19 protein-coding genes are annotated in these 24,643 nt (G+C 26.0%); 2 read left to right on the forward strand and 17 right to left on the reverse strand.

Annotation, left to right across the window (positions count from 1 at the left end):
- Positions 1-6: 6 nt before the first annotated feature.
- Both I2E83_RS00275 and lexA read right to left on the reverse strand, forming a co-directional pair.
- The gene (locus tag I2E83_RS00275; RefSeq protein WP_195428153.1) at positions 7-771 is read right to left on the reverse strand and encodes a metalloprotease family protein; all 765 of its coding nucleotides are present in this window, start codon (positions 769-771) and stop codon (positions 7-9) included.
- Between the two features lie 65 nt (positions 772-836).
- Entirely contained in the window at positions 837-1,442 is a 606-nt protein-coding gene (gene lexA / locus I2E83_RS00280) for a transcriptional repressor LexA (protein WP_195263135.1), read from the reverse strand.
- A gap of 268 nt (positions 1,443-1,710) precedes the next feature.
- Here lexA and I2E83_RS00285 point away from each other — a divergent pair, with 268 nt between their 5' ends.
- Positions 1,711-2,094, forward strand: a complete 384-nt coding sequence (locus I2E83_RS00285; RefSeq protein WP_195263134.1) for a hypothetical protein — start codon at positions 1,711-1,713, stop codon at positions 2,092-2,094.
- A gap of 70 nt (positions 2,095-2,164) precedes the next feature.
- On the opposite strand, the gene I2E83_RS00290 is transcribed toward I2E83_RS00285, so the two are convergent.
- The 10 genes from I2E83_RS00290 to I2E83_RS00335 all read right to left on the reverse strand — a co-directional run bounded on the left by I2E83_RS00290 (position 2,165) and on the right by I2E83_RS00335 (position 14,830).
- On the reverse strand, positions 2,165-3,160 hold the full coding sequence (locus I2E83_RS00290) for a tyrosine recombinase XerC (RefSeq protein WP_195428330.1): 996 nt from the start codon (positions 3,158-3,160) through the stop codon (positions 2,165-2,167).
- Positions 3,161-4,116: 956 nt separating this feature from the next.
- A complete protein-coding gene (locus I2E83_RS00295) occupies positions 4,117-5,568 on the reverse strand; it encodes a DUF2828 family protein (protein ID WP_195428155.1) in 1,452 nt (483 codons plus the stop codon).
- Positions 5,569-5,827: 259 nt separating this feature from the next.
- On the reverse strand, positions 5,828-6,013 hold the full coding sequence (locus I2E83_RS00300) for a hypothetical protein (RefSeq protein WP_195263132.1): 186 nt from the start codon (positions 6,011-6,013) through the stop codon (positions 5,828-5,830).
- Positions 6,014-6,150: 137 nt separating this feature from the next.
- Positions 6,151-6,759, reverse strand: a complete 609-nt coding sequence (locus I2E83_RS00305) for an acetate uptake transporter (RefSeq protein ID WP_195263131.1) — start codon at positions 6,757-6,759, stop codon at positions 6,151-6,153.
- 87 nt (positions 6,760-6,846) lie between these two features.
- Positions 6,847-7,971, reverse strand: a complete 1,125-nt coding sequence (locus I2E83_RS00310; protein WP_195428156.1) for a DHHW family protein — start codon at positions 7,969-7,971, stop codon at positions 6,847-6,849.
- A gap of 12 nt (positions 7,972-7,983) precedes the next feature.
- Positions 7,984-9,354, reverse strand: a complete 1,371-nt coding sequence (locus tag I2E83_RS00315; protein WP_195428158.1) for an MBOAT family protein — start codon at positions 9,352-9,354, stop codon at positions 7,984-7,986.
- 62 nt (positions 9,355-9,416) lie between these two features.
- Positions 9,417-9,887, reverse strand: coding sequence for a DUF4358 domain-containing protein (locus I2E83_RS00320; protein WP_195428160.1), 471 nt, complete (start codon positions 9,885-9,887; stop codon positions 9,417-9,419).
- A gap of 92 nt (positions 9,888-9,979) precedes the next feature.
- Positions 9,980-11,887, reverse strand: coding sequence for an ABC-F family ATP-binding cassette domain-containing protein (locus tag I2E83_RS00325; protein ID WP_195428161.1), 1,908 nt, complete (start codon positions 11,885-11,887; stop codon positions 9,980-9,982).
- A gap of 91 nt (positions 11,888-11,978) precedes the next feature.
- On the reverse strand, positions 11,979-12,479 hold the full coding sequence (locus I2E83_RS00330; RefSeq protein WP_195263126.1) for a QueT transporter family protein: 501 nt from the start codon (positions 12,477-12,479) through the stop codon (positions 11,979-11,981).
- 284 nt (positions 12,480-12,763) lie between these two features.
- Positions 12,764-14,830 carry a hypothetical protein gene (locus tag I2E83_RS00335; protein WP_195428162.1) on the reverse strand — a complete coding sequence of 689 codons (2,067 nt, stop codon included), beginning with the start codon at positions 14,828-14,830 and terminating at the stop codon, positions 12,764-12,766.
- Between the two features lie 165 nt (positions 14,831-14,995).
- Here I2E83_RS00335 and I2E83_RS00340 point away from each other — a divergent pair, with 165 nt between their 5' ends.
- Complete coding sequence (locus I2E83_RS00340) at positions 14,996-15,976, forward strand: alpha/beta hydrolase (protein ID WP_195428163.1); 981 nt, start codon at positions 14,996-14,998, stop codon at positions 15,974-15,976.
- Between the two features lie 141 nt (positions 15,977-16,117).
- On the opposite strand, the gene pyrE is transcribed toward I2E83_RS00340, so the two are convergent.
- From pyrE to gltB, 5 genes are all read right to left on the reverse strand, one after another.
- Entirely contained in the window at positions 16,118-16,801 is a 684-nt protein-coding gene (pyrE, locus tag I2E83_RS00345) for an orotate phosphoribosyltransferase (RefSeq protein ID WP_195428164.1), read from the reverse strand.
- A 289-nt stretch (positions 16,802-17,090) separates the two neighbouring features.
- Positions 17,091-17,525, reverse strand: coding sequence for a hypothetical protein (locus I2E83_RS00350; protein ID WP_195428165.1), 435 nt, complete (start codon positions 17,523-17,525; stop codon positions 17,091-17,093).
- Positions 17,526-17,600: 75 nt separating this feature from the next.
- Complete coding sequence (gene asnA / locus I2E83_RS00355) at positions 17,601-18,575, reverse strand: aspartate--ammonia ligase (RefSeq protein ID WP_195428166.1); 975 nt, start codon at positions 18,573-18,575, stop codon at positions 17,601-17,603.
- 24 nt (positions 18,576-18,599) lie between these two features.
- Positions 18,600-20,075: a glutamate synthase subunit beta gene (locus I2E83_RS00360; RefSeq protein WP_195428167.1), complete on the reverse strand. Its 1,476-nt coding sequence runs from the start codon at positions 20,073-20,075 to the stop codon at positions 18,600-18,602.
- Complete coding sequence (gene gltB / locus I2E83_RS00365; RefSeq protein WP_195428168.1) at positions 20,075-24,616, reverse strand: glutamate synthase large subunit; 4,542 nt, start codon at positions 24,614-24,616, stop codon at positions 20,075-20,077. The genes I2E83_RS00360 and gltB overlap by 1 nt, the downstream gene beginning before the upstream one ends.
- Positions 24,617-24,643: the final 27 nt, after the last annotated feature.

The following is a 24,643-nucleotide window of genomic DNA, read 5'->3' on the forward strand; positions in this document are numbered from 1 at the left end:
TTTTTGTTATTCATCAGCATTATCAACGTTAAGAATCATTTCTTTAATATAATCAGGATTTTCATTTTTTTCAATCAACTCATCTTCAATCTTGTTTTTATCTATATTTTCTAATAACTGACAACAAAATTCATCTTTGCATTCTACAGCATCATCTTTCTCTAAATCAATTGAAGTTTCGTTTAGTCCTATATTTGAATTAATATATTCGTAAGGAGTAATTATTAAACTTTCTCCAACAGATTCATCTCTAATTAAAACTATTAAAAATACTAAGTCTGGCATAGAAATTATTGCTGAAGCTGAAGCAATAGCATACAAATACATATTAAATTCTAATATATAACTAATTATAGTTGGTGCTAAAGCTAATATTATAAAAGGAACTATTGATGCTATCAACACTCTATCTTTAGATATAGCCTTCTTAGAAGATATTGATATACTCATATTATACGGATTTAAATTTAAATTGATTATATCTTTTTTAAAAGCATTGGGTAATAAGGATGCCTTTATAAGTGCATAAGGAAATTCCATTAAGAAATATAAAACAATGAGTATAAGTAAAAATTTGATTCCTACTTTAATAAAATCATCACCACTAAAAAATAAGCTATATCCAAGCCCAAAGGCATAAACAGATGCTACAATGACTTTAATAAGTAATATTAGGGTAGAAAAGTCCTTTTTTATAATATGACCTTTATTATGTTGATCTATGGAGTCATTATTTTTATTATTACCACTTTTTAAAATAGAAATTTTCAAAGTCTGCACCTCCTTGATTTGTAGTAAAAAATAAGATTCATACAATATTGTATGAATCTTATTTTCTAATATGCTCTAAACAAACCAACTAATTTACCTAAAATAATGCAGTCTTCAACAATAATAGGAGATAGTGCATCATTTTCTGGTTGAAGTCTTATATGATCTTTTTCTTTAAAAAATCTTTTTATAGTGGCATCATTTTCAATTAGTGCTACAACTATATCTCCATTTTTAGCTGTTGGAGCTTTTTCTATAATGGCATAATCTCCATCATGTATTCCTGCATTAATCATACTATTACCTGTTACTTTTAACATAAATAATTCCTCATTATGTTTTATGTAATCCATAGGAATAGGGAATGTGTCTTCTATATTTTCCGTTGCTAAAATAGGTGTTCCTGCTGTAACTCTTCCAACTAAAGGTATATTCAACATTTCCTTCTTTGAATTTGATGTTTCCATGATTTCTAACGCTCTAGGTTTAGTTGGATCTCTTCTTATTAATCCTTTTTTCTCTAATCTTTTTAAATGACCATGAACAGTCGATGTAGATCTTAAATTAACAGCATCACAGATTTCTCTTACTGAAGGCGGATAACCTTTGTTTTCTGTATATATCTTTAAGAACTCATAAATTTCTAATTGTTTATCTTTTACTTCGTTCATTATAACACCTCTCTTTATTTCTATTATTATAGCATAAAAGTATGATAATATCAAACTTATGTTCTCAAAACGAACGTTCTTAAAACTTATGTTCTTATAGCAAATTATAAAATCACTAATGAAATTTAGTAGGATAATTTGATCTATTCCAATTAAATAAATAGTAGAAATTAAAGCATAAAGTATTTATTTTTTATATAATTTGATTATTTAATATTTATTTGGTATAATTAAGTTTAGTTTAACTTTAAACAAAGGTGGTGTATTTATGGATTTCAAGAAATTCACAGAAGACGATTATTGTGACATATATCCTAATAGGATTTGTGATAACTGTGGCGACTGTTTAGAAGAAGAAGGTATAGATGTAAGAGCTATAAAAATTGAAGATATAGCTAAAACAGTTGAAGAAAATGAATTTTTAGAAAATGAATATAAAAAGATGTTAGAAGCTTTAAAAGAAGAAAAGCTATCAACTGAAGAATTTGATGAAGTAGGAGAGTATACTTTAGAAAATGAATCAAGTGATTATGTTGATGCTTTTGATCATATTGAATACATAGATGATTTAGATATATTAGGTGATGATTCACTAGAAGAAGCTACAGAAGAAATCTTCCCTGGAGTTAGAAAGTTAAAAGGGAAGTACTAATTAAATAAAAAAGGTTAAGATGTTTTTTCTCTTAACCTTTTTTATTTATACATTTTATTTTTTTAACATTTTACAATTTTGATAATGGATTTGAATTTACAGCATCTCTTAAAATCTCTTCATCAACGTGAGTGTATATTTGTGTAGTTGATATATTTTCATGACCTAATATACTTTGCAAACTTCTTATATCAACATTACCATGCTTGTACATCAAAGTAGCAGCAGTATGCCTCAATTTATGTGGCGTATATTTTGCATTACTTAATCCTGAATTAAATATATGCTTCTTTACTAACAATTCAACCGTTCTTTTATTAATAGGTTTAAAACGGGAGGAGAGTAGTAAATATTCTTTATCTTCAGGTGTGCATTTTGAAGTATCTCTAACAGATAGATAATTATCAATAGCTTTTAAGCAAGCTTCATTTAAATAAACCGTTCTTTCTTTATCTCCCTTACCGATTATAGTTAAAGTATCACCTTTAATTTTATCTAATTTAATACTGCAAAGTTCTGATAAACGCATTCCACAATTTAAAAACAAAGTTAAAATACAATAATCCCTATAATAATTCTTATTATCTTTATCTAAAGAGCTTAATAAATTAACACTTTCATCTAAAGTTAAATAAACTGGATGCCTTTTATTTATCTTTGGTGATTCTAATTCAAGAGTAGGATTATCATCAATAATTTTTGCTTTTCCATTAAGAAACTTAAAATAAGATTTAAGTGAAGCAACTTTTCTTGCTCTTGCATAATTTCCATTATCTCTTTGTTTTTCTGCAAATGATAGGAAAGCATAAAGATCTGTTAATTTAATTTTTCTAACAAATGAATTATCTATATCTCTAATATCTATTTCAGAAAACTCCAAAGAATCATCAGTAACAAGTCCTTTGTATACTTTTAAAAATTTAAAGAATAAAGTTAAATCTAATTCATAACCTTTAATAGTATTCGGAGATTTCCCCTTAATTGTTTCTAAGTAATTTAAAAAATCAGTAACCGATTCTGGCAAATTTTTAATTTGAACTTGTTCAATACCATATTTATTTCTGATTGGATTTGTATTTGAATTTAAATTTTCAACAGAATTCAATTCTAAATCCACCTTAGAATTTTTCTTAGTAATTTTTTGAGCTTTTTTAATAGTACGATTTATTCCAAGTTCTTTAAGCCAAATTTGAACATTTCTAATTCCTGTATCATAAATTTGTGCAATTTGAGAAGTTGATAACTTATTTATTTCAGCAAGTTTAAATAGATCTTCAATTATAAATTCATATCCTCGCTGAACACCTAAATCATGATAATTACTATAAACTGCATCAAGTTTTTTCTTATCTTTATTAGATAATTCGATATTTAAAAGTCTTTTTACGTCATCAGTATAAGAAAAATCTTTATATTTGTATGTTTTCGTTCGTCCTGTAGACATTTTTTCACCCCCGAAATCTCTCTAAAGCCTTGATTTTATTATATCACAGAGATTTTCGCATTACAATAGTACGAAATATAATAAATGTATATTTAGCGAAATAAAATTTAAGGTTTTTTATAATAATTTGGTATATTTTGGTGATTTATATTCTTCATTTTCTATATTAATTAGTATTAATTTGATTATAAACATCTTTATTTATAAAACCTTATTATTTTCAAATGTAACAAATTTTATAATTTAAATTGTCTTTATATCATATAAATATATAAATTTAAGAGCTTTTGAAATTTATTTTTTATACAGCTTAATTTATATAGATTCATAATTAATATAAATTTGTTATTTCTATAATTATATTTTTTAGTTTCATTACTTTTATAGCTTAATTCATTAAAGGTATTTCAAAATAATCTTATTTATAATGATTTATATAATTATATTCATATTATATATAACATATGCTTTTAAATTTCAATTTCTTAAATCAATCATAAAATTCTACTTTACATAATAAACATATTAAACATTATGTAAAGTTATATTTCATTAAACAATGCTTAGCATTGTTTAATTTAAATAATTAAATCTTTATATTCAATATTATTAAATTTATCTATAATAATATTACTATTACTTATCTCTTTGCTTTCAAGTAAATACTTCCATATAGAATTGTTATATCCATTAATAATCGTAATACTATCTTTATATTTTATCGAAAACTTTGGAGATAAATTATTTAAATTCCAAAACTTTATTCTAGGAATTTTAAATCCCGAATTTCCCCACTTTTCATTCATCTCATTAATATCTATAAAGTCAATATCTTCAGATTTATTATATATAAACATTATAGATTTGGGAATTGCTTCAGATTTTAAATTCTTTTTTATACTAGTAAATAATAATAAGTCTAACGCAGAATTTAAATCGATATTATAATTGACTTTGTTTTTAGAAATTATTTGGATATCTTCTATATAATTCGATCCTGTTAATTTATTAAATTTAGAATTCTTCTTAAAGGACATATAATAGTTTTTGAAGCTGTTTGAATTCATTTTATTATATAAAAGGATCGTTGCAATTAATACATCAAAGTATTTATTTTGATCTTTTGTAAACTCTCCTTCAATTCCATTAACTATCAAAGTATCTTCAAAAGAATTTAAATTCCTTATATTTATATCTATTAAATATTCTAAATTCTTAATATACATATCTTCTATACTGTTTATATTATAATTATTCAAATCATTTCTAATAATTGAAATCATCTTCTCAATGGATTCAAATATAAAGGTATTTTTATTATTTTCCATTTTAAACTTCTCATAATTCACTCTATCATTTCTTAAAAATGCTTTTTTATACTTCTTTATATTTAGTTTTGTAAGATTCTTATAATTTATTTTAGAATACTCTCTCCTACTTATATTAGTTTCTACTATATCTATCTTTTTTCTTAAACTAGATAACAACCGTCTATATTCCTTAGGCGAATACCCAAGCAATCTTCTTGTTTTATTACCAAGCCTTTTAGATTCTTTAGAAGAAGTATTTTCTGACTTTAACCATTTAGCTAATGTAGATGGTTTATTAGAGTTAAGATCTATTTGTAATTGATTCTTAAATAAATCTATAACATCATCTTCAAGCTTCGTATCAAATAAAGAATATAAATCATCCCATCTACCATACTTAGGAATTAGAGATAAGTTATCTTTTATATACTTTGGGTGCTCGTTTGCTAGATATCTTAAAATAACCCTAAATAATCTTCTCTCCCCTAATCCATTTATTTTATCTCTAATAAAGAATAATAACTTAATGCTGCAAGCAGTTCCTGAGTAAAAAATTCTTCTGAAATTTTCTATTATTTCTCCTTCAGAAGCATTTCTAAAATATGCTATATTATCTATAAACTCTTCTATTGCATTTATATTAACTATTTCTTCTTCTTCCATATCTATTTCAGAGACTTTATATAATTCTTCTCGTATTTTACTTAAAACACTAGACATCTTTTTCCTCCTAAAAATTAATACAAGACACGTTTATATAATGATTATATCATACATTGCATATGCATAATATTAATTAGCTGTTAGTGTCTTTTCAAGATACATATTTTATTATGCTGTTAGTATCTTTTCATTATTATAATATTGTAAACACTATAAATTTAGAACTAATTTTAATAAAAATACAACTTATATAAATTTGATATAATGTTTAATTCAAATTTCTAGATAAATAAAAAAAGTGCTGTTATAGCACCTTTTATGACTCAATAATTTTATTTATCAAATTATTTACAATCAACTCCGATTTAGAGCTTCCTTTTTTATTGAAACATCTAACTTGCTTATAATCAATACCATTTAAATTTAAATCTATTATATCTATTCTCTCTCCTTCATATACAACTGGATCCTTTTTACCTTTTAAAAATATAGATACTTTCATAAAATTTCTCCTTATATCAAATAAATTAACTATTGTATGTGGAATAAAATTATACTAAATCTCGATAAAATAAAAAAATATAGTGTTAATCATATTTTAATACAATAACACTATATTTATAATATCACATTTATTCTTTATTTAAAAATATTAAATGGCTTACCTATTGGTAAAAATACCTTACCAAAATGCTTGTTTAGTACAGCTGCACCACTTCCATAGAATGAAAAAATTGCAATTCCAAGTTCTGAATACGCAGCTAAACTATGAGCAAAATGTGGTACAATTCCAAATGAATTTAACATTAATCCTATGAATAGAAAATCAATTAAAACAAAAATTATAAATAATACCTTATTAGTTTCCATTGCTCCAATAGTCATAAATAATGTAAATATTAAATATGCTAAAAAGGCAAATCCTAATTGTTTTGTATCAGCTGCAGATGCAAGCTTTTCTCCAAATACTCCATTTTGTATTAACCATGTCATACCCATTGCATACCAAAAGAACGCGTATGCTCCAAAAGCTGTAGCTCCAAATGTATTGTTGTGTTTAAAATCATTTATAGACGCTAATAATTGAGCTGTAGCTCCTAAGAAGATAGCCCAAGGTAATACTAGAGATACCCCATCTGTAAGTCCTAGTTTTTGTGATGATGCAACTAATGTTATAACAGCTAGTCCAAATAATCCTAATGCTGATGGATCAGCAACTAAAATTTTTACTTCTTTTGTTCCTTCCATAATTTCCTCCTATTTTTATATAAATCAACCTTTAAAAGAGTATCAAATATTTATAGCATTGTCAATAAAGTTGTGTTATTAAATGTATTAATATTTAATTTTAGATATATTTACGTCTTCAACAAGATTTATAAAATTATACATTATTAATATATCATCAAATTTATTACTTTCAAAAAACTCATTAAAGCTACCAATAAAACTTCTTAAATCAACAACATATACTTCTTTATAATTATTAACTAGATATTGAATAAAAGAATTAGCAAATGAATCTTTCAACACTAATATTTTATTATTATTATAAATATCATTGTTTTGAATTATTGTTAATCCATTATTCCCCCTTAAAAAAGCTGAATATTTATCGCTACTGCTCCACCTTGAGTCATCATTTATATTATCAACAGGCACTCCATCTATAGATACACTTAAATTGGGTAAATCATAATAAGTTATTACATCACTTTCTGCGTTAAAGTTTTTACTTTTAGAAAAGTAAGTTCCATAAAAATTATCAACTTCATTCTTATTAAAATGACTCATATCAACTAAAGTTAAATTATTATTTTTAACAAATTCACTATATGCTAAATATGCTCCAAATGAGGTCCAATGGTGATCTGTTTTATAATATATATACTTATCTTTATTCTCCTTCAAGCTATCCATTATTGATATTATATTTATATTATTATAATTATTTAAATAATTATATATATCTTTTATATACGTTTCTTGATCTACTAACTCTACTCCATAAGGCAAATAATCCTTATATATAGTATATGAACTTGGAATAATCATAAAATTCACCTTATCTTTAGGTGTTTTGTTTATAAAAGATAAAAGAAATTCAATATTTTTAGTTAAACTTTTTTCATCTATTTTCTGATATTTTTCAAACAAAAAATTATTTTCCCCGTAAATTATATTATTATTTTCTATCTTACCTAATAGAAACTCACTTCTAGATTTTAAATCTATCCACTTATCCCTAAAAACAAATTGGTCATTAATGTATCTTTCATAATCTTTAGTAAATCTTCCTTTAAGAAAATCGTCAAAATAGAATACAGGCTTTTGAGCTAAGGATCTATTTTCAAAGTTGGAAAAGTCTTTATCTCTATTGATTATATCTAATATTGTAATAATTATAATTATCATTAAGACAAATATACTTATTGGATACTTTACTATCTTTTTAATCATACTCTCCTCCTACTAAAACCTAAAATACAAAAAGGGATTGTAACTACTATCTACTAAATATGCTACAGACATTATAAAAAGCAATACAATAATTATTGATTTAATCACCTTATTCAGCTTACTATATATTTTTAGTACTATTGGAGTTGAAAAAATAATACATAATATAATGACTATAAAATAGTTTCTAGTATAGTAAATCCAATCACTTCTAAAATCCATAGCAAACATCTTTTTTATATAAATACTTAAAGTAGTAATATCAGTTATAGCAAATAAACACCATCCTATTATTAAAAAGAATATGGTATATAAATGCGAGAAAATTACATATTTTTTTAGAACTTTTTCTAAAAATATTTTCTCTATATAAAGTAATACAAAGAAATATAATCCCCACAAAATAAATGTATATTCAGCACCATGCCAGAATCCAGTTAAAAACCAGACTATCAATAAATTAAAAAATACCCTTCTTTTGTTCACTCTATTTCCTCCTAAAGGAATATATACATATTCTTTAAACCAGGAACCTAAAGTTATATGCCACCTTCTCCAAAATTCAGTTATACTCCTAGATATGTATGGGAAATTAAAATTATTCGGGAAGTTAAACCCTATCATTTTTCCAAGGCCTATAGCCATTGATGAATATCCACTAAAGTCAAAATATATCTGAAATGAAAAAGATATTATACCAAGCCAAGCTAGAGGTGTTGATATATTAACTAATTCCTTACTAGATATTTCAGACCAAAGCATACCTATATTATTAGCTATTAATACCTTTTTTGATAATCCTATTATAAATTCCTCTAATCCTAACTCAAAATTACTCATAGTTATAGAACGATTTTTTATTTCTTTGTTTATATCACTATATTTTACTATTGGACCTGCTATTAGCTGTGGAAACAAAGAAACGAAAGCTCCAAAATCTATTAGATTTCTCTCAGCTTCAACCTTTCCTTTATACACATCAATAGTATAAGATAACGTCTGAAAGGTATAAAAACTTATTCCTAGTGGTAATGTTAAGTTAATTTTTCTTATTGAAGAATTAAACAATAAATTTATATTTTCTATAAAGAAATTTGAATATTTAAAACAAATTAAAATCCCTATATTAAATACTATAGATATTAATAATAAAACTTTGCATTTACTTCTATTTTTAAAATTCTTTTGAATTAATAATGATATTGTATAATCAACAATAATTGATGAAACCATTATAGGAAAGTACTTAGGTTCTCCAAATGAATAAAAAAATAAACTAAATATAAGTATACAAAGATTCTTATATTTATATGGAGTTATATAATATACTCCTACAAATATAGGTAAAAATCTAAATATAAAAATTAGACTACTGAAAACCATACTAAATCCTTTCTAAAAAAGCTAGATAAGAAAATTTTCTCATCTAGCTTTTGATTTTAATCTTATTTAAAACATTCATTTACAGCTTTCTCCGCTGCTTTAATATCCTCATTAACTAATAATATAACATAGTTACCTTTTACAGTAAGTATAGCTTTTTCTAACTTTTCTTTTTGATCTGGTAAATATGCATTATTTTTTTCTGTATCAAGTACATCTTGTAAAACAGCTTTAACGGATTCAACCTTTCCTTCTTTAGCCTTTACAACAGCTGCTACATCCGCAGAGTTAATAACCATTGCTTTAATAATACCATAATCTTCAACATCATCTAAGTTTAATTTAGCTATATCAGTAGCCATTTGTTCATCGAATTCTTGAGGCATTTGCAGAGGTGCTTCTTCTCCAACCTTTGCTACTACATCTTTAGCAGTTAATCCTTCTTTTAATTCTACATTAGCACTTTTACTACCACAACCAACTAAAACAAAAGATACTAATAAAACACTTAAACTTTTAATAAGTTTCTTCATAGTTTTTCTCCTTTTCACATTATATTTGTGAGTCTTGTTACACAAATATTATACTATAATAATGCAAAATGAGAAAGCTATTACTTCTAAATTTATCTGTTTTTATATTCTTCAATTTTATTAGCAATATCTTCTAAATATTCTAATCTCTCATATTTAAATAAAAGTTCCTCTTCTATAGATTCCTTTTCTTTCATAAGTTCATTTAGAGCTCCATAATTTGAAGCATTTTTTGCCATTTTATCTTCTATCACAGTAAGTTCATTTTCTAAAGAATCTATAACAGAATAAATTTCTTCAAATTCCTTTTGTTCTTTAAAAGTAAATTTAGGTTTAGAAGAAACATTTTTATTTTCTTTTTGATTAGACTTCTTTTCCTTTACTTCAGTTTGAGATTTCTCAGGCTTTATCTCATATTCCTTATGTATTAAATAATCACTATAATTACCTACATATTGTTTAACTATTCCATTACCTTCATATGAAAAGATTTTATTACATAATCTATCTAAGAAATATCTATCATGTGATACTATAATTACTACCCCTAAGAACTCATCTAAAAAGTCTTCTAATATCTTAAGAGTTTCAATATCTAAATCATTTGTAGGCTCATCTAGAATAAGTACATTGGGAGATTCCATTAACACTCTTAGTAAATGTAACCTTCTTCTTTCTCCACCTGATAGTTTTTCAATTGGAGTATATTGAAGCGTACCATCAAAAAGGAATCTTTCAGCTAATTGAGATGCTGTTATATTGTACCCATCTTCAGTTGGTATATTTTCCCCGCCTTCTTTTATATAATCTATAGCTCTTTGATTTAAATCCATATGAGTATTATCTTGTGAGAAAGCTCCTATACTTACAGTATCTCCAATTTCTATCTCTCCACTATCAGGTCTTAACGCACCAATTATCATATTTATTAAAGTAGTTTTTCCAGCACCATTTTTTCCTATTACACCTATTCTATCGTCTTTAGAAAAAATATAATTAAAATCTTTAATTAGAACTTTATTATCAAATGCTTTAGATATATTATTTATTTCTATTATCTTTTTACCTAATCTTCTTCCTATAAAAGGCATTTCTATATCAGTATTTACTGTTATATATTCAGTATTAACTAATTCATCAAATCTTTGGAGCCTTGCTTTTTGTTTAGTAGTCCTAGCCTTCGCACCTCTTCTTACCCATTTTAACTCTTTTAAAATAAGCTTTTGTCTTTTTTCTTCTTTAGCCGCTTCCACTTGTAATCTTTCAGCTTTTTTCTCTAGAAAGTCACTATAATTTCCATTATATAAATAAAGGTTTCCTCTATCTAGTTCTAGTATCTTATTTGTTACCCTATCTAAGAAGTACCTATCATGAGTAATCATTATTAAAGCGCCTTTTCTTGAATTTAAGTACTCCTCTAACCACTCTATTGACTCAGAATCAAGATGGTTAGTAGGCTCATCTAATACTAGTAGCTCACAAGGGGTTATTAATGAAGAAGCTAAAAATACTCTTTTTCTTTGACCTCCAGATAACTCTGACATTTTTTTATTAAAATCACTTATTCCAAGTTTAGTCAAAATAGTTTTAGCATCACTTTCTAAATCCCATAAATTCATAGTATCTATTTTACTTTGAAGTGCTATTAATTTATCATTAAGAGATACATCACTATTAACCTTTTCTAGTAACTCTTCATACTCCATTAAAAGTTTCATTTCAGGAGTATCTCCTCTAAATATCTGTTCTAATATAGTAGAATTATCATCATATTTTGTATCTTGTGCTAAATATTCTATTCTTATATTTTTCCCTTTTACTATCTTCCCATCAAAGAATTCATCTCTTCCTGTTAATATTTTAAGTAATGTTGATTTTCCTGCTCCATTTAAACCTATTAAACCAATTTTATCTCCATCATTTATATTCAATGTTACGTTGTTTAATAAGATTTTCTCACTATAAGTCTTAGTTATATTTTCTAATGTAATTAAATTCATACATATCTCCTTAACTATTTATCTATTAGTATATAACTATTGTAAATAAAAAAGTAAGCTTAGACAACTATAAAGTATCTAAGCTTATCATTTATTGTAGAGCTATTTTGCCCTTATATTTATTTTCTATTAATTTAAATACTGGTATACCTACTACAGTAACAACTACAAACTCACCAATTCCAACTTGTAGCATAGTTATTACCATTGGTAATTCAGAAACAACACTTATCATCCACCCTACTATAATACCATTAAAAATAGTTGGCCATAATGAACCGATAATTAAACTTAAGTTTTTTGATTTAATATATTTAGCTGTAAGTGATATTGCAGATACACTTAAAAATGTTGCTAGTGTTCCAAATACTATATCCATAATACCTAATCCACCTAGTATATTTGCTAAAAGACATCCGAAAGTTAATCCACCTATGTAAAAAGGATCTATAAACGCTAATAAGACTAAAATCTCTGATAATCTAAATTGTATTGGTCCATAGCTTATAGGTGCCAACACGATTGTAAGTGCTGCATAAATTGCTGCAACTAATGCTGCTTTGACTAATTTTTTAGTTACGTTTTCTCTCAATGTAATCTCCTCCAAAATATTATTTATACACTACTAAAAAAATAATAAAAAAAGTGCCTAAAATAGACACCTCCAAAATAAAAACATACGAAATAAAATTACGATAATAATAGATGTAAAAATAAAATAGAGAGCTCACATAAATGAACCCTCTACGAATAAAATCACACTTAATATAAATTGCAATTAATAACCGTAGTTTTGTTTATAGACAGGAGGCTTCCGAACTGTCTTATTTAATTTTCTATAATATTATATTGTATAAACTTTATGAAGTCAATATTTTATTTCATTTGTAAAAATTCCTCTAATTTAGATAACTCTTTTGACTTATTTATCCACCAATCTCTACTCCATACTCTATATAATTTGATATTTTTATCATTTAGTACTTTATTTAAATAGAGATCTTTTAATTTATAAGTTGAATCAATATTTATAATTTCAGAGTCTATTTCTAATGCTGCAATTGTATTTAGATTATTATCTTTTATTAATAATTTGATGTCAAATTTATCTATGCATACGTTCTTTTCGCTTATATATCCTAATCCTTCTAAGTATTTTTGTATTTCATTAATAATAATATTTTCACTTGAATTTTCAGAGATTAATGATTCATTTATATTTGATATATCTAAATTCGTATAACTTTTAAGATTTATAGAATCATCTATTTTATCTTCACAGAATATTATAATATTTTCACTTAATTTTTTTATTATTTCTAATGTTTGATTATCTAGTTTGTTCTTTTCACTTATATAAATTACTTTATTAAATCTTATATTGTTTTCACCTATATTCTTTAATTGTAACTCATCTACTTTGGAAATTATACATGGAAATAAACCTTCAATCATTTCTTTATTTGAAAAATCAAATTTCTCAATATTATTTTTTACCATTTGAAGTCTTTCTCTTAATTTATTGTCCCATTTATAATTTATAGATTTAGGTATTAAACTATTTCTAATTGTTATATCTTCATTTAATTCATTTAATATTTTTTCAAAATCATTATATTTATCTAAAGTATCAGCGGATTTCAATTCCTCTTCTTCAATTTCCAAATATAGTTTTAATTTAGGGATATTTATAATAATATCCTCCATATACTTTTTGTCTTCAGTATTATTATAAGCATAGCTTAATAATTCAATTTCAATTTCACTTAGAGCATTTATTAGATTTAACAGACTTCTTATCTCATAAGATAAATTAAATATCTTTCTATATAGTAATAAATCATCCTTTAAATCTTCGCCCTTGATAAGATCAGTCAATAAGCTATTAAATTCTTTCTTATTTAATATATCCTTCAAAAAGCTTAATTTATTGATATATGAATTCATATTATTTAAATTATCTTCATACTCTCTTGTGATATCAGCTTCAATGCTAGAGTATTTATTTATATTATTTTCATAATCTATATTATCTTTTCTTTTAGTAAATAAACTTAATAACTTATTTTTCTTTTGATGATTTAATAAATTATAATTATATTTTAAGTTAACTATATTAACTAAGTTCTTCAAATCTTCACTTTGCATCTTAGGGTTTACAGAGAAAGTTTCTATAAAGTCATCTGTATATTGAGTGTACTTTAAAGGCACTTTGAAATTCGCATCTTTATTTAACTCATCAATTTTATAAATTGCTAAATTTAACATTTCATAATTAATTGGTTCTTTAATGATTTTAAATTTATTATTATCGATAAATCTTCTATATTTTATATATTTTTTTATTATATCAGAATTAATAATTTTATTAACACAACTAGTTATTTCAAAGTAACTATATTTTTCAAAAGGCTTCTTTATTCTATATATACTATAATATTTATATAAGGAATCATACTTGCTTAATTTCTTTTTAGTTGTCTTGTATTTTTCTATTAGCGATAATGATTTATTCTTTTCTAATGTAAAGAACTTAATTAAATCTACTAATTGGTTACTCTTTTTATCAATACTTCTAGACAACACTTCTACTTTACTTATAATTGTTTTCCCAGTAGTTTCTGGTAAACTTAACAATTGTTCTTTTAAATTATTTTCAAAGTCAGTTGAACTATTTAAATAAATAGCTTTTTTATCTAAGTCTTTTATGAATTTTGTATCTGTAATTTTATTAATATAATCATCGTATAAAATTAATACTTGTTCTTCATTAAATGAAAGCTTATATAAAATTCCTTGGAAAATATTTATTAGGTATTCTTCACTACAATTGTTAATTATTAAATCTTTATCATCCTTCAAATATTCTATAATACTTTCAAATATATAATCAAAGCTTAATGTATTTAAAATATCTTCTTCTTTAACTAAATCACTTACCATTTATTAAATCCGCTGCTAATGTAAAGCAACTCCCCCCTGTTTTAATTTAAGTTAATAGTACTAATACAATATATTCATAAAAATGATAATTTATAACTAAATTTAAATTATTATTTTCATTTATTGTCTATAATACTAATAGCTTAAAAATAAGGAGTTGATCTTTTGAAGAAAATATATAAATTAATAGTATTATTTGTAGTATCATTTATGACAACATCCCTAATTATTGCTTTTTACTTCAAAGGTGCAATTTTAATAACATTTGATATTATTAAAGATTTAAAAGATTCAAATAAAAGTGTAGCAACCTTAAGTGAATTAACTGATTACTATTGTTCTACATCTATGGATGTAAGAGGATTAAAATATAAAGAAAGTTTATCTGAGGATGTGTTTTTAGACATATATAAATCTAATATTACTAATAAGCCTTCTCCTGTTATTATATACGTACATGGCGGTAGTTGGATATATGGCGATAATGGAATTCCAATAGGATTAGACCCTATAATAAATGCATTCAATAAAAGAGGATTTAGTATAATAAGTGTATCCTATGAATTATTAAAGGAAGATACCCCTATCTCAAACCCTGTAAGTGATGTAAAAGATGCCATAAGATGGGTATATAAAAACAAGGATGAATATAATTTTGACACTAATGACATTGGACTTCTTGGAATATCATCTGGGGCACATTTATCCTTACTATCTGCTTATACAAGTGATGATGAATTCATTGGAGATAAAGATTTAGCAAGTTATCCATCTAAAGTTAATTATCTAATTGATATATTTGGTCCTACAGAATTATCTACATTAGATTTTTCGGTGGCTGATAAAGAATTTAAGGATGAAATAGAAAGGTTAAAGGAAAAATCATTTTTAGGTGATATATATAGCCCAATCAATTATGTGGATGAGTCATCTCCAAGCACTTTAATAATACATAGCAAAAATGATGAATTAGTTCCATATACAAATTCTGTAGATTTATATAATAAGCTCAAAAATCAAGATGTTAATACAAAGCTACTTAGCTTAAATTCTGGTGGTCATAATTTTTATGGTTTTGAAAATAAAGAAATAGTAGCTCTAATTTTTGAAGTTTTTAAATTTCTTACAGAAAATACTTCATTATAAAAGGCCAGCATGTTATGCTAGCCTTTTTTTATCTTATTAAATTATAAATACAAATTATATATTCATAAAAGTATTTCATAATCTTTCTCATTCATTTGACATACTCATGTCTCTATATAATACTTTAATTTTAACACTTTATTAATTATTATAAGAAACTCCATATTTACTATAATAGTCTTCAATAGAATTTTTCATAGTATCATCTATATATACTTTACCGTTTACTTCTCTATTATATAAGTAATTCACAACTTCTTTCATCGTAACTATAGGATATGTAGTTATTCCAAAAACTTCTTTAATTTCTTCTTGTGCAGATTTTTCTGATTTCCCTTTTTCCATTCTATCTACTGATATAATAAGACCCTTTATATCAACATCTCCTTGAGATTTTAAAATAGGAGTAGTTTCATATATTGATGTCCCTGCAGTCATAACATCTTCAACAATAACAACTCTTTTTCCATCACTTAAAGATCCACCTAATAGAATTCCACCTTCACCATGATCCTTTACTTCTTTTCTATTAGAGCAATACTCAACATTTATATTATATAATTCACTTAAAGAAATTGCTGTGGTTACTGTAAGTGGGATTCCTTTATATGCAGGTCCAAATAAAACATCAAAATTATCTCCAAAATGCTTATTTATAGCTTTTGCATAAAATTCACCAAGCTTTTTTAATTGTTTTCCAGTAGTATAATTACCTGTGTTAATAAAGAACGGTGTCTTTCTTCCACTTTTAGTAACAAACTCTCCAAATTTTAATACATTACTTTCAACCATAAATTCAATAAACTCTTCTTTATATTTTTCCATAATAACCATTCCTTCCAATACAGATATTAAACTTATAATTTTTAAAAATATACGTTTTTATAATTTTATCATCTTTTTATACATAATCCTAATATTTTTTATAAAAAATTGTATATATTTAAATTTACTTGCTTTGTAATTACTAAAAATCAAATCATTTTAAATATGCTTCTTGATTCTTAAGAAATAAACTTAAGCCTTTATCAATAAAGTAACATGACTATTACTTTACAAAAATAAGAAAAGCATTAAATTTATCTTTAATGCTTTTCCACTTTGTGAATATCTTTTATTTTACGCTCTTGGCTTCTTTATTTAATTCATATAATCTCTGTCTTTCTGGTAGCGTAAGTTCAGTTGAACCTTCTCTTTTTTCAATAAGTTTTTGTAACTCTTGAAATTTTGCATCACCTAATTTAACTTTTATTACTTCTGCTTTCATGTTTTTTAATTCATTTCTTTCAGTAGTAGTTAACATATCACCATTATTTACTTTTTCTCTTAATTCATTTAATTTTTCTTTTTGTGATGCACTAAGATAACCTTCATTTTCTGGAGTCCAAAAGTCATCAAATTTTTCTTTACCTAAATCAACTATAGCATCGCTAGATACTCTAAAAGCATTTGATTTATTCTTTACGTCATCAGCTTGTACGTATTTCAAATTTGAGAAATTCATTACAGTAGCTGTTAAAATAAAAAACATAGCAAATTTTTTAATCATCTTTTGTACCTCCTTTTCAGATATTCACATTATTAGTATGTGAAAAATCTAAAATTTTAAATGAAGAAATTTTTACTATAATAAGTCTATTTCACTTTTTCTGCAAAAATCTTTATTTTTTTCATCCCAAATAGAACATTGAACTTCTCCTATATGACGTTTATTTAAAAAGAACATACATATACGAGATTGACCTATTCCTCCACCTATTGTATAAGGCAACTCTTTTTGCAAAATTCCTTTATGAAATTGCAATTTTTTTCTATCTTCACAATTACTTTTAATTAATTGACTTTCTAAAGCCTCTTCATCAACTCTTATTCCCATAGATGAAAGTTCATATGCCATATTTAAAACAGGATACCATACTAAAATATCTCCATTTAAAGTCCAATCATCATAATCTGGGCTTCTTCCATCATGCTTTATTCCAGAATTCAATAAATCCCCAATTTCCATTAAAAAAACTGCACCTTTATCCTTACAAATTTCATTTTCTCTTTCTTTCGGAGATAACTCTGGGTATAAATCTTCTAATTCTTGGGTTGTTATAAAATAGATATCTTCCGGTAGTTGAAAAGACATAGTTTGTAAATTCTCATTCACATATTTTTCTATTTCTTTAAAAACAGTATATATATCTTTTACAGTTTTCTTTAAGTATTCTTTATTCCTATCTGCTTTAAGAATTATTTTTTCCCAGTCCCATTGATCTACATAAATTGAATGAAGATTATCTAATTCTTCATCTCTTCTAATTGCATTCATATCGGTATATAATCCTGAATACGGCTGAAAGCCATACCTCTTTAAACTAAGTCTTTTCCACTTTGCTAAAGAATGTACTACTTCAACTTCCTTTTTATCTGCAAGCATATCAAAGGAAACAGGTCTTTCTATACCATTTAAATTGTCATTGATCCCTGTATTTGCTTCAACAAATAAAGGAGCTGAAACTCTAGTTAAGTTTAATTTATCTGATAGAGTCTTTTCAAAAAAATCTTTAATTGCTTTTATTTGGATTTCTGTTTTGATTAATGAATTTGTCATATAAATGCCCCCTATTTATAATAATTATTCTTTCAAATCTAAATACCCATTAACTGCGATTGCTGCTTCTATGCCTTCTCTTATTGCCCAAACTACCAAAGATTGACCTCTTCTAGCATCCCCACAAGTAAATACTTTTTCTTTATTAGTTATAAAACTTCCATAGTCAGCTTTAATATTTCCCCTATTATCTGATTTCAAATTAAAGCCTCTTATTATATACTCTTCTGTTCCCACAAAACCCATTGCTAGTAATACAATATCTACATCAATCAGTTCTTCACTATTAGGTATTTCTTTAAAAGTAGTTTTACCCGTTTCATCTTTTATACATTCAACTTTTATTGTAATAGCTGATTTAACATTACCTTCTTCATCACCTATAAATTCTTTTACACTAGTACAATATCTTCTAGGATCTTTTCCAAATAACTCTATAGATTCTTCTTGACCATAATCAACTTTAAGTGTTTTACTCCACTCTGGCCATGGATTATTACTCTGTCTATCTTTAGGAAGAGGATTAGTTATTTCTAATTGTATTACTGATTTACAACCTTGTCTTATAGCAGTAGCAACACAATCTGTTCCTGTATCGCCACCACCAATTATTAAAACATTTTTATTTTTACAAGAAATAAAATTGTCAGTATTTTTTTTATTTAATAAGCTTCTAGTATTTTCTTTTAAATAATTAACTGCAAATTCTATACCTTTAAAGTTTCTTCCAGGTACATTTAAATCTCTTGGCTTTGTAGCTCCAGTTGCTAAAACTACAGCATCGTAGTCTTTCAATACCTTTTCTATTAATTGACTATCTTTGCATATATCTGTGTTAGTAAAGAAATTAATCCCCTCATCTTTTAAGATAGTAACTCTCCTATTTACAACTTCTTTATCTAACTTCATATTAGGTATGCCATACATTAACAATCCACCAACTCTATCTTCTCTTTCGTATACATCTACGTAGTATCCTAATTTATTTAAAAGGTAACTACATGCAAGTCCTGATGGGCCTGATCCAATAACAGCAACTTTTTTGTTATTTCTATATTTAGGTTCTATTGCTTTAATTTTACCTTCTTTAAATGCTCTATCAATTATATATCTTTCATTTTCCTTTATACTTACAGCAGGAGAATTTATAGAAACTGTACAAGCTGATTCACATGGAGCTGGACAGACTCTTCCTGTAAACTCAGGAAATGGGTTTGTTTTTAATAGCCTTTGTAATGCTAAATCCCAGTTTTCTTTATATATTAAATCATTAAATTCTGGTATTAAGTTATTTAGAGGACATCCTGATGCCATTCCATTTATAAGGAGTCCTGATTGACAAAAAGGTATACCACAATCCATACATCTAGCACCTTGTTTTATTTGCTCACTTTCTGAAAGTAAGTTATGAAATTCTTTATAATGAGTTGTTCTTTCTTTTACAGAATCATTTATACCTACTTTTCTTTCAAACTCTAAAAATCCAGTTGGTTTTCCCATTATATTGCACTCCTTTCATAAAAGGCTGCTAATACAGCATCTTCATGATTTAATCCTTCTGCTTTCTTTTCATCTATTAAAGTAATAATCTTTTTGTAGTCATTTGGAACTACTTTTAAGAATTTATTACTTTCAATACTCCAATTTAATAATAATTGCATTCCAAGATTAGAATCAGTAGCTTCAACATGTTCTTCTATTAAAGATTTTACCTTATCTATATCTGAATCATCTAATTTTTCAATTTCAACCATTTCTTTATTTAAATTGCTATTAAAATTGTTGTTTTTATTATATATATAAGCAATTCCACCACTCATTCCAGCTGCAAAGTTAATTCCACACTCCCCAAGTAGAACAACCGTTCCACCAGTCATATATTCACAACCATGAGCTCCAACACCTTCTACAACTGCTATAGCCCCAGAATTTCTAACACAAAATCTTTCTCCAGCAACTCCATTTATAAATGCTTTTCCTGAAGTAGCACCATATAATGCTACATTACCTATAATTATATTTTCTTCAGGCTTTATATTGCAGTCCTTAGGATTTTTTACTACTATCTTTCCACCTGATAAGCCTTTACCTAAATAATCATTGCAATCGCCATTAACTTTAATTGTTATTCCTTTAGGTATAAAAGCACCTATACTTTGTCCGCCTGATCCAGTACAGTTTAATGTAATAGCATCATCCTTTAAAGTGTTATATCCATATTTCCTTGTAATTTCTGAACCAAGCAATGTTCCAAGTGTTCTATCAGTATTCATTATATCTATATCAAGATTTAAAGTATTTTCTCCATTGAAGTATTTCTCTATCATAGGAATTAATAGACTTCTATCTAAAGTTTTAGCAAGTTCTATTTTATGATTTTTATTGAATTTATTTTTTAAGCTCAGGAACTTCTTATCCTGAACAAAGATAGATGATAAATTTACTTTGCTCCTTTTATAGCCTTTGATATTTTCTTTTTGTTTTAATCTATCAAATCTACCTATCATTTCTTCAACAGTTCTAAAGCCCAATTTTGCCATATATTCTCTTAATTCTTCTGCAATAAAATACATAAAATTAATTACATATTCAGGCTTACCCTTGAATCTATTTCTAAGTTCTTTATTTTGAGTAGCAATACCTACAGGACAACTATCCAAATTACAAACTCTCATCATAACACAACCTAAAGAAATTAATGGAGCAGTGGCAAAGCCAAATTCTTCTGCACCTAATAATGCAGCTATAGCTACATCTCTTCCTGTCATAAGCTTACCATCAGTTTCTAATCTAACTCTATCTCTTAAACCATTTAAAATTAATGTTTGATGAGTTTCTGCAAGTCCTAATTCCCAAGGTAATCCTGCATTTTGAATTGAAGTCTTAGGTGAAGCACCAGTACCTCCATCATGTCCAGAAATTAATATCACATTTGCACCAGCTTTTGCAACTCCAGTTGCTACTGTACCAACTCCAGCCTCTGCAACAAGCTTTACAGATATGTCTGCTCTATCATTAGCTTGTTTTAAATCATATATAAGTTGAGCTAAGTCTTCAATTGAATATATATCATGATGTGGAGGAGGCGATATAAGGCCAACACCTGTAGTAGCTCCTCTAGTTTTAGCTATCCAAGGATATACTTTATTACCTGGAAGTTGCCCACCTTCTCCAGGTTTTGCCCCTTGAGCCATCTTAATTTGCAATTCATTTGCATTAATTAAATATTCAGAAGTAACTCCAAATCTACCTGATGCAATTTGTTTTATTGAGGATTTTCTTGAATCACCATTTGCATCTTGTGTAAATCTATCACTATCTTCTCCACCTTCTCCAGTATTAGATTTTCCACCTATCCTATTCATTGCTATGGCTAAAGCTTCATGAGCTTCCTTAGAAATAGACCCATATGACATAGCTCCAGTTTTAAACCTCTTCACAATTGATTCTATAGGCTCTACTTCGTCTATAGGTATTGGATTACTTAAAAATTTAAAATCCATTAAATTTCTTAATGTAAAAAATCTTTCATCACTATTTACTAGATTTGAATATTCTTTGAATGTTTCATAACTACCTGTCTTTGTAGCTTGTTGCAATTTATGAATAGTTAGTGGATTATATAAGTGTTCTTCTTTTCCAGAACGTAATTTATCTCTTCCTTTCGAATCCAAAACAAAGTCGAAATTCACATTACTTTTCCTAAATGCATTTTTATGCCTTATTAAAACTTCTTCTTGTATTTCCTTTAATGATATTCCTTCAATTCTACTAACAGTATTAGTAAAATATTTATTTATGACTTCACTGTTAATTCCAACAGCTTCAAAGATTTGTGCTCCTCTATAAGATTGAATAGTTGAAATACCCATTTTAGATATAATCTTAACTAATCCTTTTAGTATAGCTTTATTATATTTTTTAACTGATATATCATAATCTTCTTTTAATAAATTATCATCTTCTAATTGTCTTATAGATTCATAAGCTAAATAAGGATTTATTGCAGATGCTCCAAATGATATGAGTGTTGCAAAATGATGTATTTCTCTCGGTTCAGCACTTTCAATTACAATATCTATTTTGCTTCTTAAACCTTTTTTAATAAGATAATTATGAACTGAAGAAAGAGCTAGTAACGAAGGAATTGGTATTAGCTTATTATTTAATCCTCTATCACTTAAAATTAAAATATTATAATCTTCATAACAAGCTTTTTCTACTTCCAAAGATAAGTTGTCTAGTGCTTTTTCTAAATCGTACTCTCCATTTTCCTTACCATATAAAATACTTATTGTTTTTGTTTTAAAATCTTTATTGTCTATATTTATTATTTTTAACAAATCTTCATTTGATAATATTGGAGATGATAATTTAATTTGTTTACAGTTATCTTCTGAATCTTCTAGTATATTTCCTTGTGAACCTATATATACTGTAGTAGAAGTAATAACTTCTTCTCTTATAGCATCTATTGGAGGATTTGTTACTTGAGCAAATAACTGTTTAAAATAATTAAACAGCAATTGTGGTGAGTTTGATAAAACTGCAAGTGGTGTATCTATCCCCATTGAGCTTAAGGGTTCTTGTCCATTTTCACTCATAGGTAATATAGTATTTTTTAAGTCATCATAACTATAATCAAAAGCTTTCATTAAAACATGCCTATCATCCTTTGAAATTACAGTAGTATTATCTTGATAAACTTTAATTTTATCAAGAGTAATTATATTATTTTCTATCCAATTTAAATAAGGTAATCTTGAATAATACTTTTCTTTAAGTTCTGAATCGTTTAAAAGTTTTCTATTTTTAGTATCAACTAAAAGCATTTTCCCTGGTGTTAATCTACCTTTAGAAATTATTTCTTCATTTTTTATATCAAGTGCACCAACTTCTGAAGATAGTACTAACCTATTATCTTTAGTTATATAATATCTAGCAGGCCTTAATCCATTTCTATCTAAAGTTGCTCCCATTACATCTCCATCAGTAAATACTATAGCTGCTGGCCCATCCCATGGCTCCATCAAAGTTGCATTATATTCAAAAAATGCTCTTTCTTCTTTAGAAATAGATTGATTTTTATCCCATGGTTCTGGAATTAACATCATTATAGCCTCTTCAATACTTCTTCCATTCATAATCAAAAATTCTAGGGTATTATCTAGTATAGCTGAATCTGATCCTTCTGCATTTATAATAGGTAGAACTTTATTTAAGTTTTCTTTGAGCACTTTTGATTTTAAATTACCTTCCCTAGCAAGTAAGCTATTGATATTTCCTCTAAGAGTATTAATTTCTCCATTATGAATTATATATCTATTAGGATGTGCTCTTTTCCAACTAGGAACAGTATTAGTACTATATCTTGAGTGAACCATTACAATTGAAGATTCAACTTTTGCACTAGATAAATCTTTATAAAAGTTTTTAAGTTGTCCAGCTAAAAGTAATCCCTTATAAACAATTGTTTTACATGAAAGAGACGAAATATAAGCATTTTCAGTTACTAATTCTTTTTCAAATCTTCTTCTTAATATATATAATTTTCTTTCAAATTCTTTAACATCTTTAATATAATAAGGTCTCTCTATTATAACTTGTTTAATACATGGCATTGATGAAATTGCAAAATCTCCAAGCTCTGCTGGATTTACTGGAACTTCTCTCCATGCTAATATTTTAAGACTTTCTTCATTGCAAAGTTTTTCAAATATATTTATACAATTTACTTTGTCAAATTCATCTACTGGTAAAAAGAACATTCCAACTGCATATTCTTCTTCATCTGGCAGTATAACTCCGAGTCTCTGGACTTCCTCTTTAAAAAATCTGTGAGGAATTTGAAATAATATGCCTGACCCATCTCCAGTTTTACCGTCAGCTCCTGTTCCACCTCTATGTTCTAAGTTAATTAAAATATTTAAAGCATCTTCTACTGCCGTATGAGTCTTTTTACCATCAATATTTACTACTGCACCTATTCCACATGCATCATGCTCAAAAGAGCTTCTATATAAGCCTATATCATTATGCATTTTTATCCTCCTTTCACTTTTCCTATA

This window comes from Clostridium sp. D46t1_190503_E9 (genome assembly GCF_015555225.1).
GTDB lineage: Bacteria > Bacillota > Clostridia > Clostridiales > Clostridiaceae > Clostridium.

Excerpts from the sequence above, each read along its gene's own strand:
- lexA (WP_195263135.1), bottom strand. The coding sequence starts at position 1,442 with ATGAACGAAGTAAAAGATAAACAATTAGAAATTTATGAGTTCTTAAAG.
- I2E83_RS00285 (WP_195263134.1), top strand. The coding sequence starts at position 1,711 with ATGGATTTCAAGAAATTCACAGAAGACGATTATTGTGACATATATCCT.
- I2E83_RS00295 (WP_195428155.1), bottom strand. The coding sequence starts at position 5,568 with ATGTCTAGTGTTTTAAGTAAAATACGAGAAGAATTATATAAAGTCTCT.
- I2E83_RS00300 (WP_195263132.1), bottom strand. The coding sequence starts at position 6,013 with ATGAAAGTATCTATATTTTTAAAAGGTAAAAAGGATCCAGTTGTATAT.
- I2E83_RS00305 (WP_195263131.1), bottom strand. The coding sequence starts at position 6,759 with ATGGAAGGAACAAAAGAAGTAAAAATTTTAGTTGCTGATCCATCAGCA.
- I2E83_RS00310 (WP_195428156.1), bottom strand. The coding sequence starts at position 7,971 with ATGATTAAAAAGATAGTAAAGTATCCAATAAGTATATTTGTCTTAATG.
- I2E83_RS00315 (WP_195428158.1), bottom strand. The coding sequence starts at position 9,354 with ATGGTTTTCAGTAGTCTAATTTTTATATTTAGATTTTTACCTATATTT.
- I2E83_RS00320 (WP_195428160.1), bottom strand. The coding sequence starts at position 9,887 with ATGAAGAAACTTATTAAAAGTTTAAGTGTTTTATTAGTATCTTTTGTT.
- I2E83_RS00325 (WP_195428161.1), bottom strand. The coding sequence starts at position 11,887 with ATGAATTTAATTACATTAGAAAATATAACTAAGACTTATAGTGAGAAA.
- I2E83_RS00335 (WP_195428162.1), bottom strand. The coding sequence starts at position 14,830 with ATGGTAAGTGATTTAGTTAAAGAAGAAGATATTTTAAATACATTAAGC.
- pyrE (WP_195428164.1), bottom strand. The coding sequence starts at position 16,801 with ATGGAAAAATATAAAGAAGAGTTTATTGAATTTATGGTTGAAAGTAAT.
- I2E83_RS00350 (WP_195428165.1), bottom strand. The coding sequence starts at position 17,525 with ATGATTAAAAAATTTGCTATGTTTTTTATTTTAACAGCTACTGTAATG.
- asnA (WP_195428166.1), bottom strand. The coding sequence starts at position 18,575 with ATGACAAATTCATTAATCAAAACAGAAATCCAAATAAAAGCAATTAAA.
- I2E83_RS00360 (WP_195428167.1), bottom strand. The coding sequence starts at position 20,075 with ATGGGAAAACCAACTGGATTTTTAGAGTTTGAAAGAAAAGTAGGTATA.
- gltB (WP_195428168.1), bottom strand. The coding sequence starts at position 24,616 with ATGCATAATGATATAGGCTTATATAGAAGCTCTTTTGAGCATGATGCA.